Source organism: Chthoniobacter flavus Ellin428, assembly GCF_000173075.1.
Classification (GTDB): Bacteria; Verrucomicrobiota; Verrucomicrobiia; order Chthoniobacterales; family Chthoniobacteraceae; genus Chthoniobacter; species Chthoniobacter flavus.
Window position 1 is genome coordinate 42198 of record NZ_ABVL01000022.1, and the last position, 13189, is coordinate 55386.

At 62.7% G+C, this 13189-nt stretch carries 9 protein-coding genes; 6 read left to right on the forward strand and 3 right to left on the reverse strand.

The features are described 5' to 3' along the window. Positions 1 to 26: 26 nt before the first annotated feature. From CFE428DRAFT_RS25460 to CFE428DRAFT_RS25485, 6 genes are all read left to right on the forward strand, one after another. Positions 27 to 932: a polyphosphate kinase 2 family protein gene (locus CFE428DRAFT_RS25460; RefSeq protein ID WP_006982561.1), complete on the forward strand. Its 906-nt coding sequence runs from the start codon at positions 27 to 29 to the stop codon at positions 930 to 932. After that, positions 929 to 2647, forward strand: coding sequence for a SulP family inorganic anion transporter (locus CFE428DRAFT_RS25465; RefSeq protein WP_006982562.1), 1719 nt, complete (start codon positions 929 to 931; stop codon positions 2645 to 2647). Before CFE428DRAFT_RS25460 ends, CFE428DRAFT_RS25465 begins: the two co-directional genes overlap by 4 nt. Before the next feature lie 48 nt (positions 2648 to 2695). Continuing rightward, positions 2696 to 3097, forward strand: a complete 402-nt coding sequence (locus tag CFE428DRAFT_RS25470) for a hypothetical protein (protein WP_131989982.1) — start codon at positions 2696 to 2698, stop codon at positions 3095 to 3097. A 106-nt stretch (positions 3098 to 3203) separates the two neighbouring features. After that, positions 3204 to 3896, forward strand: coding sequence for a GntR family transcriptional regulator (locus CFE428DRAFT_RS25475; protein ID WP_006982564.1), 693 nt, complete (start codon positions 3204 to 3206; stop codon positions 3894 to 3896). Further along, positions 3893 to 7003, forward strand: a complete 3111-nt coding sequence (locus tag CFE428DRAFT_RS25480; RefSeq protein ID WP_006982565.1) for a DUF1592 domain-containing protein — start codon at positions 3893 to 3895, stop codon at positions 7001 to 7003. The genes CFE428DRAFT_RS25475 and CFE428DRAFT_RS25480 overlap by 4 nt, the downstream gene beginning before the upstream one ends. After that, complete coding sequence (locus tag CFE428DRAFT_RS25485) at positions 7000 to 8331, forward strand: DUF1552 domain-containing protein (RefSeq protein WP_006982566.1); 1332 nt, start codon at positions 7000 to 7002, stop codon at positions 8329 to 8331. Before CFE428DRAFT_RS25480 ends, CFE428DRAFT_RS25485 begins: the two co-directional genes overlap by 4 nt. Before the next feature lie 5 nt (positions 8332 to 8336). Here CFE428DRAFT_RS25485 and CFE428DRAFT_RS34475 read toward each other — a convergent pair whose 3' ends face one another. From CFE428DRAFT_RS34475 to CFE428DRAFT_RS25500, 3 genes are all read right to left on the reverse strand, one after another. After that, positions 8337 to 9482: a HupE/UreJ family protein gene (locus CFE428DRAFT_RS34475; RefSeq protein WP_006982567.1), complete on the reverse strand. Its 1146-nt coding sequence runs from the start codon at positions 9480 to 9482 to the stop codon at positions 8337 to 8339. Next, complete coding sequence (locus tag CFE428DRAFT_RS25495; RefSeq protein ID WP_006982568.1) at positions 9479 to 12505, reverse strand: DUF3604 domain-containing protein; 3027 nt, start codon at positions 12503 to 12505, stop codon at positions 9479 to 9481. The genes CFE428DRAFT_RS34475 and CFE428DRAFT_RS25495 overlap by 4 nt, the downstream gene beginning before the upstream one ends. An 85-nt stretch (positions 12506 to 12590) precedes the next feature. Beyond that, the gene (locus tag CFE428DRAFT_RS25500) at positions 12591 to 13187 is read right to left on the reverse strand and encodes a class I SAM-dependent methyltransferase (protein ID WP_006982569.1); all 597 of its coding nucleotides are present in this window, start codon (positions 13185 to 13187) and stop codon (positions 12591 to 12593) included. Positions 13188 to 13189: the final 2 nt, after the last annotated feature.

A 13189-nucleotide genomic window follows, 5' to 3' on the forward strand; every position in this document is an offset into this window, starting at 1 on the left:
CCCGCTCGTCTCCCTCCTCCCCTCTTATGAAGACACAAAAAGTCATCGAAGCCGCGCATAAACTCTCGAAACCTTACCGCGTCACGAATGGGAAAAAGTTCCGGCTCAAGGACGTCGATCCTGGTGATACCGGGGATTTGAAATCCGACGATAAGACACGCGCCAAGGAAGCACTGCAGAACGGCGTCGACGCGCTCGCGGAGTTACAAGACATGCTCTACGCCCAGGATCGCTGGTCGTTGCTCCTCATCTTTCAGGCGATGGATGCCGCGGGCAAGGACGGCACGATCAAGCACGTGATGTCGGGCATCAACCCGCAGGGTTGCCAGGTGTCGTCCTTCAAGTCGCCATCCAGCAACGATCTCGATCACGACTATCTGTGGCGTTGTGTGAAGGAACTTCCGGAGCGTGGGCGCATCGGCATTTTCAATCGCAGTTACTACGAGGAGACGCTGGTCGTTCGCGTGCACCCGGAATTTCTCGCCGGCCAGAAGCTTCCGGCCGAATGCGTGACGAAATCCATCTGGGATGATCGCTTCCAGGACATCCGGAGTTTCGAACGTTATCTCACACGCAATGGCACCATCGTGCGGAAATTCTTCCTCCACGTCTCAAAGGAAGAGCAGCAGAAGCGCTTTCTCGAGCGGCTCGATAACCCGGATAAGAACTGGAAGTTTTCCGCGAACGATGCCAAGGAGCGCGGTTTTTGGAAGGATTACATGCACGCTTATGAGGAGACGATTCGCGAGACGACGACGGAGCATTCGCCGTGGTACGTGGTGCCGGCGGATAACAAATGGTTCACGCGTGTAGTGGTGGCCGCGGCAATCATCGATGCCATGGCCTCGATGAACTTGCACTACCCGAAAGTCAGCTCCGCGAAACGCAAAGAGCTCGCCGTCGCGAAGGAGGCCTTACTTGGACACAAATGAGCGCGCCCTCCACCCGCGACGGCCCGCCTGGAGGGTTTGGGTACGGGAGGCTTCGACTTCCCGCGTTGGAATGGCTGCGGAGTTATCAGCGGTCGTGGTTTCGCACTGACCTGGCCGCGGGTGTCACGCTGGCGGCGTATATGCTTCCGGCGGCGCTGGGTGACGCTTCACTCGCGCATCTCCCTCCACAGGCCGGCCTTTACGCGTGTCTGTTCGGCGGCCTGGTTTTCTGGCTGTTCTGCAGTTCGCGGCATACGGCGGTGAGCGTGACCTCCGCCATCTCGTTGCTCGTCGGCTCGTCGCTCGGCGGGATGGCGGGCGAGGATGTGGCGCGTTTCAGCGCGATGGCCGCGGCCACCGCTTTGCTGGCCGCGGCGATTGCCTTCGTCGCCTGGCTGGTGCGGGCGGGCTCGGTGGTGAATTTCATCTCCGAAACCGTGATGACCGGATTCAAGCTTGGCGTGGCCATGGTGCTCGCCAGCACGCAGCTGCCGAAGCTCTTCGGCGTACCCGGCGGGCACGGAGATGTGTGGGAATGTTTCGGCGTCTTCTTCCGCCACATCCACGAAACCAATGAAGCGTCGCTGCTTCTCGGCGGTGGGGCGCTGGCGGTCCTGATTCTCGGCAAGAAACTGCTCCCTCATAAGCCGGTTGCCTTGTTTGTCGTCGTCGGTGGAATCGCCTTGGCGACCTTCATCGATCTCGGTGTCCACGGCGTGAAGCTGCTCGGCGAAGTGCCGCGCGGTCTGCCGGTGCCCTCGCTGCCCGCGGTGGACCGGCACGAGATCAGCGAGCTGCTGCCTCTGGCGCTGGCCTGTTTCCTCCTCGGAGCGGTCGAGACCGCGGCGATCGGCCGGATGTTCGCCGCCAAGCATGGCTACCGGTTTGATAGCAATCAGGAATTCCTCGCCATCGCGGCGTCCAACCTGGCTTCGGGACTCATGCACGGTTTTCCGGTAAGCGGCGGCACCTCGCAGTCGCTCGTGAATGAAAGCAGCGGTGCGCGTACTTCTCTCTCGGGATTGATCTCCGCGGTGCTCATCGCGATTGTCGCCGTCTTTTTCACCGAGCTCCTGCGCAATCTGCCGCAGCCGGTGCTCGCCGCGGTCGTGCTCATGGCGGTGGCGAGCCTCGTGAAAGTCGAGGAACTCCGCCGGCTCTGGCGGGTGCATCGCGCCGAATTTCTCGTGGCGATGACGGCCTTCCTCGGTGTGCTCTGGGAGGGTTTGCTCAAGGGCGTGCTCGTCGGCGCGGTCATTTCCCTGGTCCTGCTCATCCGTCGTGTCTCGACACCGCATGTCGCTTTCCTCGGTCGCATCCCGGGCGCGCAACGCTACTCCGATCTTGAGCGGCACGCGGACAATGAACCCACGCCCGGCATCCTCGCCTTCCGCGTGGAAGCGGGCATCGTCTATTTCAATACCGATCACATCTTCGACTCCGTGCTCAAGCGCCTGAATGCGGCAACGGAGCCGATCCATTTGGTCATCTGCGACCTCTCGACTTCACCGCGCATCGACATGGCGGGCGCGCACCTGTTCCTGACGCTCCACGCGGAACTCGCCAAACGCGGTATCGCCCTGCGCGTCGTCGAAGCCCACTCCAACGTGCGCGACATGCTGCGCGTCGAGGGCTTGGAGGAAAAGATTGGCCGGATCGATCGCTTCACCTCTCTCGCCCACGCGATCGACGATGATCGAAAGACCCCTGCGTAGGACCAAAGTCCGATGGTGGCGGAGCGGTGGCTGGACGAGCATGATTTCATGCCGATGCGATTCCTGACCAACGATTTCAAGGATTGCCGGTTGATCAAGCTCGACCCGAGTGAGGCGCATAGTCCTTTCGTCGTCGAGCAGGAGGGTGTCGGGCCGAATGATCCCGCGTGCAAGACGCGGATGTATTACCTGCAGCATGATGGAAAGTGGATCGATGAGGTCGCCCGCAGCACGCGCCCCGACAGCGAGATCGGTGACATCGTCTTCGAGAGCCCCGCGGAGGCGGTCGAACTGCTCTCGAGCCTTTTCGGCAAACCTCATGTCCGCGAGTTGCCCGTGACCGAAGCGGATGTGGATGCCTACATCGCCCGGGCGCAGAGCGCCGGTTCCGCGGAGGCGGCCTTTCGCGAATTCCTCGCCCGGTATCGTGGAGCGAAGAAACGGAAGTAAGTCTTCGGTCGGTTTCTTTTCTTCCCCCCAAAAAAACGCTCAAAGAATTTGCTGGCCCGGCGGTCAAAAGTGTCGACACTTTAAAACTGTCGACAGTTTTTACCCCATGTCTCCCCGCAAACCGTCCCCGCCTACGCAAAGCCGTCGCAATCTCGCCGAGGAGATCACCGGCCAACTCCGTGCCGCCATCGTTTCCGGCCAGATCAAGCCAGGCACATCGCTCGCCGAACCGGTGCTCGCCGAACGCTTTGGCGCCAGCCGCGCGCCGATTCGCGAAGCGCTGATCGCCCTCGAACGGGATGGCCTCGTCGAATTCAACGACCGCAGCCGGACCCGCGTCCGCTCGCTCACCTCCGCGGATATCGAGGAGATCTGTTCGATGCGGGTCGCGCTGGAGAGCATGGCGGCGCGACTGGCCGCGCGGAAGTGGACCGCGGAGGATACGCGCGCGATGGACGAGAATATCCGCCGGCAGGATCGCGCGGCGACGCTCGGCGAGCTCTCGCACCTCGATGTCGAGATGCACGAATACGTCGTGCGCCTCGCCGGACACCGCCGTCTGCTCAACGCCTGGCGGGGCATCCGCTGGCAATTCGAGATGAGCCTCGCCTACACGCATCGCCTGCAGCAGAAGCTGGATTTCGAACCGCACCGCATCACGGTCGATTCCCATCGTCGCGTGCTGGAGGTGCTCGCCTCGGGCAAGCCGGAGCTGGCCGCAAAAACGATGGCGGCGCACATCGAGGGCGCGCTCGAATGGTCGCTCGCACAGTTCCCCGTCGAACCGGTGGTCGCATGAAGACACGCACGTTCATTGTGTCGGCTTCGATCGCCCTGCTCGTTCGCTCCACGAATGCCGCGCCGCCGGATTTCCAAAAGGATATTCGCCCCCTCCTCGCGGACTACTGCCTGAAGTGTCACTCCACCGAAAAGCAAAAGGGCGATCTCGACCTGGAGCGCTTCGCCTCCTACGACGAAGCGAAGAAGCACCCGGAAGTGTGGGTGGATGTGCTCGATGAATTGGGCAACAAGGAGATGCCACCCAAGGACAAGCCGCAGTTGTCCGCCGAGCAGGCCGCGCGGCTCACGGCCTGGGCGCAAGGCACGCTGGACGAGATCGCCCTGGCCAGCGCCGGCGATCCCGGCCCGGTGGTGTTGCGACGTCTCTCGAATTCCGAATACCTCTACACGGTGCGCGATTTGACCGGCGTGCCGACGCTGAATCCGACGAAGGAATTTCCGGTCGATGGCGCGGCGGGCGAAGGCTTCGACAACGTCGGCGCCGCACTGGTGATGTCGCCTTCCCTGCTCGGCAAATATTTCGAAGCGGCGCGACAGATCGCCGGCCACGCGGTATTTTTGCCGGACGGGATGCGCTTCTCCGAGGGAACGAGTTCGCGCGATTGGACCGATGAAATCCTGGGCCGCATTCGCGCCTTCTACGGGCCTTTCGGCGAAGCCGGCGGCGCGACGGCGATAAATCTGCAGGGTGTCAAATTCGAAACCAACGGTGGCGGCCGCCTGCCCGTCGAGAAATACGTCGACGTGGTGCTGCAAAATCGGGATGCGTTACGCGCTGGGGAAGTAGATGACGTCGCCCACGCGACTGGCGTGAACGCGAAATATCTCGCGCTCCTGTGGCACACGCTCAACGACCGTTCTCCGTCTCTCTTGCTGGACGGTATCCGGGAAAAATACCGCCACGCATCCGCGAAGGACGCGGCGGCGATCAGCCAGGATATCCGCGCCTGGCAGCAATATCTCTGGCGTTTCTTCAGCGTCGGGCAAATCGGGAAGAAGGACCACGCCGCTGGCTGGCAGGAGCCTTGGGCGCCACTCGCGACACAGCAGGAATTGCGGCTCAAACCCGCGCTGCCGACCGACGGTAGCGAGGTGAAGCTCTACCTCATTGCCAGCACCATCGCTGGGAGCGGCGGGGCTGTGCGTTGGGAGAATGCGCGGCTCGTGGCCAAGAATCACGAAGACGTGAACCTGCGCGATGTGCCCGGCGTGTTGCCGGCCAATCTCGAAGCGCAGGCGCCATCGATCCTCGAAGTGAGAATTCCCTCGGTGCTGATGTTCAAGGATGCGGAGTTCGTCGTCACTGCGAAGTTGCCGGAAGGCAGCGCACCGGACGCCAGCGTGCAAGTCCGCCTGCTCGCGGCGATGCCGGCGAAGATCCCCAGTTTCGGTCCAGGCGAAACCACCGCGACGACGATCAAAGGCCTCTGGTCGGATAACAACGCGCGGATCAGTTCCGCCGCGCCCATTCTCGTCGAGGATCGCGGCGCGGCGCGGCAGCGATTGGAGAAAGCATTCGCCGATTTCCGGGCGCTCTTTCCGATCGCGCTTTCCTACAACAAAATCGTCCCAACGGACGAAGTGATCACGTTGACGCTGTTCTATCGCGAGGACGAGCAGTTGAGGCGCCTCATGCTGGATGACGCGCAGTCAGCCGAATTGGACCGGTTGTGGGAGGACCTGCGTTTCGTCAGCGAGTCGCCGCTGAAGAAGGTCGATGCCTACGAGCAACTCTACCAATTCGCCACCCAGGATGCCGACCCGAAGGCCTTCGAAGCGCTCCGCGAGCCGATCCTGCAAGCCGCGGCGGCCTTCAAGGAGGAGGTGGAGAAGGCGGAACCGAAACAACTCCAGGCGGTGCTCGATTTCGCGCCGCGCGCGTGGCGCCGCCCGCTCACCGCCGCAGAGGAATCTCACCTGCGCGGTCTTTACCAAAAATTGCGCGCGCAAAAGTTGTCGCACGATGCCGCGCTCCGCATGACGCTGGCGCGCGTGTTGGTTTCCTCCGCGTTCCTTTACCGCGGAGAATTGGCCGCGCCCGGTCCGGAAGCGGCGCCGGTCAATGATTGGGAGCTGGCGACACGCTTGAGCTATTTCCTGTGGTCCTCCGCACCGGATGATGAGCTGCGCACGGCGGCCGCGACCGGTCGTCTGCACGAGCCCGAGGTCCTCGCTGCCCAGACGCGTCGCATGTTGAAAGACGCGCGCGTCCGCCGGCTCGCGACGGAGTTTGGCTGCCAGTGGCTGCACGTGCGCGATCTCGAGACCCTGGATGAAAAGAGCGAGCGCCACTTCCCGACCTTCGCGGCCTTGCGCGGCGACATGCAGGAGGAAGTCGTCCGCTTCTTCACCGATCTTTTCCAGGAGGATCGTTCGGTGATCTCGTTGCTCGATGCGGATTACAGTTTCGTCGATGGCGCCCTCGCGAGGCACTACGGCATCCCGGTGCATGGCGACGAATGGCAGCGCGTCGATGGCCTGCGCGCCCACGGCCGCGGGGGCATCCTGGGCTTTGCGGCCACGCTGGCCAAGGAAAGCGGCGCCTCGCGCACGAGTCCCATCCTGCGCGGCAACTGGCTCACCGAAGTCGTCCTCGGCGACCGGCTCCCGCGTCCGCCGAAGGGTGTGCCGCTGCTGCCCGAGGAAGCGCCCGCCGGCCTCACCGAGCGGCAAATGATCGAGCAGCACAGCACCGACGCCAAATGTGCGAAGTGCCACCAGCGCATGGATCCGTTTGGCTTCGCGCTGGAAGGCTTCGACGCGATCGGCCGCGCCCGCACGAAAGACTCCGCCGGTCTCGAGATCGACACGCAAGCGAAGCTGCCCGACGGCACGACTTTCACCGGCCTGGATGGTCTGCGCGATTATCTCCTCTCCAGGCGCCGCGAGGCTTTCCTCCGCCAATTCTGCCGCAAGCTCGTTGGCTACGCGCTCGGGCGGGCGATGCAACTTTCCGACAAGCCGCTCGTCGACTCGATGATCGCGCGGCTGCAATCCGGCGACGATCACGTGGGCGATGTCGTCGAACTCATCGTCCGCAGCCCGCAGTTCCGCAACGTGCGCGGACGCGATTTCCTCACCGCCACGAATTCCCCAAAACCATGAGCACACATCACTTCTCCCGTCGGGCGTTTCTCCGCGGCATCGGCGTCACCATGGCGCTACCGTGGCTGGAGTCTTTCAACGTGTGGGGCGACGAGCCGCAAAAGAACAAGCCGGCCAGCGAAGCGCCCGTGCGCCTGGGGGTCCTTTTCTGCGGCAATGGGTTTCACTCCAAGGAATGGTGGGCGCGTGGCGAAGGCAGCGCGATGGAGCTCGGCCAGGTGCTCGCGCCGCTCCACGATTTTCGCGAGAAGTTATTACTCGTGAACGGGCTGTATCACGAGGAAGCGCGCAAGGGGAACATCCACAGCTCGCAAACCGGCAACATGCTTTCCGGTGCGCCGATCGCCTCCGGCGGTGAGATTCGCTCGGGGACGAGCTTCGATCAGTTACTCGCGCAGAGTTATGGGCGTTCGACGAAAGTGCCCAGCCAGGTGCTGGCTTGCGAACGCTCCAATCCCGCGGTGCACAAGAACTACTCGATGCTCTACAGCTCGCACATTTCGTGGAGCTCGCCGACGACGCCGACCCCGCTGGAGCTCTTTCCCGCGCTGGCCTTCGATCGCCTTTTCAAGGACGAAGCCACGCCGGGCGAAAAGAGCGTGCTCGATGCCGTGCTCTCGGATGCGCAGGACTTGCGGCGCAACATCAGCGGCAACGACCAGCACAAGCTCGATGAGTATCTCGATTCCGTGCGCGACGTGGAGAAGCGGATTGAAAACGCGGGCCAGCGCGGGGAGTTACAGGGCTGGCGGCCGACGCTCGAAAAGCCGAATATCCAGCGTCCCGCCGACGGCATTCCGCAGGACATCGGCGAGCACATGCGTCTCATGTGTGACATCCTCGTGCTTGGTTTCCAGACCGACACCACGCGCATCACCACGCTCAAGCTGAACAACGACCACAGCGCGCTGCGTTTCCCGAATCTTCCGAGTGTGCAGCAGGTGGGGCACGGCATCGATTACATGATCCACCATCTGCTCTCGCACAGCGATGGCCCGGACTGGCTCAAGGTGAACCAATTTTTCATGGAGCAGATCGCCTATCTCGTGCGCAAGCTCGACGCCGTGCAGGAAGGCGAACGCACCATGCTCGACAACACCATGCTCCTCACGTGTTCCAGTATGATGGTCGGCGCCCGGCATAACAACGACGAGCTCCCGGTGATGCTCCTCGGCCGTGCCGGTGGGCGGCTCCAGAGCGGGCGCGTCCTCGATTACAAAGACAAGCCCGAGCGGCAGATGTGCCGGCTGTTTCTGTCGATGATGGATAAGATGGACGTGCGCTTGAAAACCTTCGGCGACGCGACCAAGCGGCTGGAGGAAGTGTAGCCAATCTACACCGGCATGAAGCTGAGGCCGAAGGCGCGTTCGATGAACCAGCCGACCCCGAAAAGGGCGATGGCGATGCTGATTAACGCTTTCACCTGTGGCGCATAGCGGTGCCTGGAGATGATGAGGATGAATGGCATCGCCGCGAGCACGATGGCGAGCTGGCCGAGCTCGACGCCGACGTTGAATGAAAGCAGGCAGCGGATGGTGGCTTCGCGTGGCAGACCGAGTCCAGCGAGGACGTTGGCGAAGCTGAAGCCGTGGATGAGGCCGAAACAGAAGGTGAGCATCCAGCGATGCGTGACGTTCTTCCGCCACAGGTTCTCGACGGCGACATAGATGATGGTCAACGCGACGCCGCACTCGATGAAACGCTGCGGGAGCGTGACGATCTTCAACGCCGCGAGGATGAGCGTGATGCTGTGCGCGATGGTAAATGACGTGATGATCTTCACGAGATCGCGCAACCGGCCGACCACGACCAAGGCGAGCAAAAAGCAGATGTGATCGTAGCCGAGAAAGATGTGTTCGACGCCGAGCTTCAGGAAGCGGCTGACCGCGGCCGGAATGGTCTCCTTGGGCGATGCCAGCTGGGACGCCGAGGGCGTGTAACTCGCATCGTATAGATAATCCGGTTCGCCTTCGGTGAAGGTGACTTCCTGCGTCTGGCCGTGATGTTCGAAGACACCCAACACGGTGTGCCGCGCGCCGAGTTGCGAAAAGAAAGTGAAGGTGAGTGCGATGTCGTGTGGCGGAGTGGAGACCGTCCGGCGAAAGGGAAACACGATGAGACTCTCCGCAGCGTGCCAGTCGGGCGCGGCGATCGCGGCGACGTCCTTGTTGGGCCACAGGGCTTCGAGTCCCGTGCCGAGATCAGCCGGCTGGCCGTCGATCTCGAGCAGCACGTGCTCGCGCAGGAACCGCTGGATCGCGGGTGTGCCCGCGCGAAGTTCCTCACGGGCGTGCCGTTGATCGTGATTTGCGTCGAGATCGGTGATCTTCAGCAGCGTGAAGACATCGTAGGTCAGACGCAATTCGACGGCGTCATCCGTCACCACGCACCGCACGTAACTCGTATCCAGATTATGCGCCAGCGCCGCTCTGGAAAGCAGCGCCAGCACCAGCCAGACGACCCAGAATGGCCGCCTCACTTCTTCGGCTCAAACTTAATCCACATCGGGCTGGCCCACACGAGCTCACCGTTGGCTTGTTCCCCGCGCACATAGTAGTAGCTCGTCTGGCCGGCGGCCGGCTTCGGATCGGTCCACTCGACGTCGCACTTCTGCGAGTTCGGCGTGGCGGTGAAAATCTCCTCGTCGTCCTTCACGAAGACGACCTTCGAAAAAGCGCCCGTGCCTTCGAGGTGGATCTTGAACTTCGGCGCCTCGCTGGTCGTGAACTCGTCGCCCATCATGTGCGGGCCGCAGCGGAAATCCGCGACGATGTTAGTCGTCGAGGCGTAGACGTGGCGCGCCTGCATGGCATTGAAGATGGCTTCGCGCGAAGAATTCTCCGCATAAGCCAGCGCGTAGCTGATGTGCGTGCTGCCATGATCGCTGCTCGATTCAAATGAGAGCCGATAACCTTTCTTCAGCGCGAGATTCACGAAGCCGAGTGGCTCCCAACCGCCGATGGCGTCATCCGCCGTGGGGCTGCGCGGGGCACCGGGGCGCTCATAATTCTGCCGTGCTCCCTGGTAGATTTCGACGAAGGGCTCGACCTGCGGGTCGTTGTTCCGCCAGTCGGTGCCCATGTCCGTCGCGCTGGTGTGCGAGGCGCAGATGCCGTGGAAGAAGTGCAGATACTTGTAGAGCATCAGCGTGTCCGGCGCCGGCGCGGGATTGTCGCGCAGGGAGATCGGCAGGCGCGGCAGCGTGCGAATGCCGCGGCGGGTGAAGATGACGTTGCGATGCCCCTCGGGATAGCGCACCGAACGCTCGTAGGTATAGAGCGCGTTAAAAGCGCCCGGCAGGTAAAAGGCGTCGGTCGTCTTCTGGGTCAACCACCACGGGTACTCGCGCCCGGCGCCGTTGTCGTGATCGCCGCAGCCCAGCCAATCCATGCCGGCCACGTCGATCGCATAGCGCCACATATCCTCGAGCGGCCCGTCATTGCCGCCGTCGCCGCTGATCTCCGTGTGCCGATGGAATTCACCCCGCTCGATCTGCAATTTCTTGCCGTCGAATTCCGTGCGGTAGGCGTGCACATTGGCGATATCCTCCCGTTCTTTCACCGTGGCGGGCGACGGCCCGGCCTGCGGATCGGGCTGCACCTTGGCGGCGATTAACTTCGCGGCTTGCGCCGGACCGGTGGCTTGCAAGTGCGACACGTACAGATCGTTGTCGTAAGGATCGTTCTCGGCCTCCAGCGAAAGGTTGCCCCCAGGGCCGTTGCCGCGTTTCACGATATGCCGATCCTGCCGGTGATCGCTGCTATGGACCATCGTGAGCCCCTCGCCGGTCGGCAACACCACGGGCACGTTGTACATGAGGTTGTCGCTGTGCGGCATGAGCAGCGGGCCAGTCCAGTGATCGCCGTCGGTGTAGCAGGCCCAGTCGAACCACAGCGACCCGAGCGGGGTGCGGAAATCATTTTGCCGCGAGCGGCAGAAGAGCCAGATGCGGCCGCCCTTGTCGCAGACGATGCGCGCGAGATTGTTGTGCGGGAAATTTTTGGTCGCCTCCGCTTCCTGGCCGGCTTTGCGCGATTCGGCACCCGGCTCCAGCGCGGGCACACGCGCATTGCGCTGGCGCTTGCGCGGTCCGCCCGCGCCCGGCAACACGGGTTTGAAGGACCCCTCCGGCTCCATCCACTGGCCATCCTTCAGCACGGCGAGACCGATCTGCCGGTCGCGATACAGCGGAATGCCCTTGTCCTTGACCAGCGCGCCCCAGTCCTTGCCCCACGTCGGGCCGCTCTTTTCCCAGGCGATCCACAGTGCGCCCGTCTTGTCGTAAGTCATGGCCGGCCGCGCTTCGTAATCCGGCGTGTCGGCCACCGGTCGCGCGTCACTTGCCTTCCCGGCGGCAAATTCGCGCATCCAGACATCGTAATCGCCCTTCTCGTAGGTATCCCACGCGATGGCAACCTTGCCCGCGGTGGTCGCGATCGCCGGGGCCCAGCAGTTGCGCTTCTGCGTGCTCACCGGTTCCGCCGGACTCCAGCCATCCTTCGTCTGGTGACGCTGGAAAATGTGGAAGACATTTTCACGGGCGCCCTGCCACGCCACCCACACGTGGCCGTCGCTATCCGTCGCCGCTACCGGCCACACGTCATTCTCCGGGGAATCCGAAAGCTGGGCCGGTTCGCTGAGCTTCTTCGTCTTCGGGTCGTAACTGCGGGCGAAGATATCGAAATTCGAGCGCGGGTTGTCCGGGAACGGCTTGTAACCCGCATTCTCCGCCCAGATGACCCAGACCAGCCCCCTGCCATCCACCGCGACGGCACTCTTGTAAATATCGCGACCGGTTTGCGTGATCGCGATCGCTTCGCCGTTGAGGGGCCGTAGCCAGAGCTGATCGCCACCCGGAGGGGTCGCGAGGAATTTCAGGTCCGCCGGCTCCTTATCGTAACTTCTTGCCCGCTCGGCGCGATCCAATCCCGGGGTGAAGCTCTGCCACGCCGTCCACACCGTGCCGTCGGCCGCCACCGCGCCGCTCGGGTAATCTTCGTCGGTTTTCGCGTCGGTGGTGAAAGTCTGGGCTGCGGCCGTGCGCTCCACTTCCACCGCGCCGTTCAATTCCGGAACGATTTTGCCGGGAGTGATTTCCGAAAAAGCGAAGGTGAATTCCCCCTGCTTGGTCTTGATCGTGACGTGCGAATCTTCCGTCACGCCGGTGAAAGTGATGAGCACGCCGTTGTCGCCGAGTGGGAGTGAAGTCACCGCATTGGCCGGGCGGGTGGCTTCCTTGCCGGGATTGTTCGAACGGCGCCGGTTGGCGACCGTGTTGGGCCGGGTGCGGCACGCCCAACCGCTGGTGCCGTCGACCTTGTCCTGTTGCGCGAAACGCCAGCCGCCGATGAGGCTTACGCTGCCCGGCGTGACCGAGACGGTGCCGGACCAATCGGTCGCTTCTTTGTCTTCCAGGCCGAGGCGCACTTTGACGCCGATGTCATCCGCGAAAGCAGCGGTGGTGGAGAGGGCGAGAACCAACGGGAGGAGGGAAGGTTTCATGGGTGGAGACGGCAAAACCCCGGGAAGTTGACGGGGTTGCGAGCTAACAGGTTACAAATTTGCCACAATCGTGGCCAGCCTGTCCCTACCGCTGCACCACAAACTCGATAAACGCCTCCGCTCCATTCGGCGGGATCGTCTGGTCCATGGCCGGGCCGATGCGGTAGTTATAGCCTCCGTCGCAGAGCTGATAGTGATAGTTCTGGATCACCCGATCCGTGTCCTTGAGCGTGGCCAGCCAATTCGGCACATGGATGTGAATCGGCGCGGGCGAACCATTCAGCGACAGGCTCCACGTGCTCTTGTGATCCCAGTTGAAGCGCGAGGGCCAGATCATGCCTTCGTAGAGCTCCCATGACGGAACGGTGCAGATGAGCCAGCCGCCTTTCTTGACCAGCGTGAGCCAATCTTTCACGCAGGCCGTGGGATCGAACATGTGCTCGAGGCTCTGGCTGGAGTGGATGAAATCGAAAGACTCGGGCGGGAAGTAGGCGGAGAGCCGGTTGGCGTCGCCGTGCGGTTTGTCGAAGAAGAACATCTCACGAATGCCCGCGAACCATCCCACCACGAGCGGATCGTCGCCCGGACCGACATCCAATCCCCGCCCGACGAAAACCGATTTCCAATCCACCGGCTGATCGGATTTCTGCCGCCGCCGCATCGCCTTGGAGGTCTCTTTCATCG

Excerpts from the sequence above, each read along its gene's own strand:
- CFE428DRAFT_RS25485 (WP_006982566.1), top strand. The coding sequence starts at position 7,000 with ATGAGCACACATCACTTCTCCCGTCGGGCGTTTCTCCGCGGCATCGGC.
- CFE428DRAFT_RS25480 (WP_006982565.1), top strand. The coding sequence starts at position 3,893 with ATGAAGACACGCACGTTCATTGTGTCGGCTTCGATCGCCCTGCTCGTT.
- CFE428DRAFT_RS25495 (WP_006982568.1), bottom strand. The coding sequence starts at position 12,505 with ATGAAACCTTCCCTCCTCCCGTTGGTTCTCGCCCTCTCCACCACCGCT.
- CFE428DRAFT_RS25475 (WP_006982564.1), top strand. The coding sequence starts at position 3,204 with ATGTCTCCCCGCAAACCGTCCCCGCCTACGCAAAGCCGTCGCAATCTC.
- CFE428DRAFT_RS25470 (WP_131989982.1), top strand. The coding sequence starts at position 2,696 with ATGCCGATGCGATTCCTGACCAACGATTTCAAGGATTGCCGGTTGATC.
- CFE428DRAFT_RS25500 (WP_006982569.1), bottom strand. The coding sequence starts at position 13,187 with ATGAAAGAGACCTCCAAGGCGATGCGGCGGCGGCAGAAATCCGATCAG.
- CFE428DRAFT_RS25465 (WP_006982562.1), top strand. The coding sequence starts at position 929 with ATGAGCGCGCCCTCCACCCGCGACGGCCCGCCTGGAGGGTTTGGGTAC.
- CFE428DRAFT_RS25460 (WP_006982561.1), top strand. The coding sequence starts at position 27 with ATGAAGACACAAAAAGTCATCGAAGCCGCGCATAAACTCTCGAAACCT.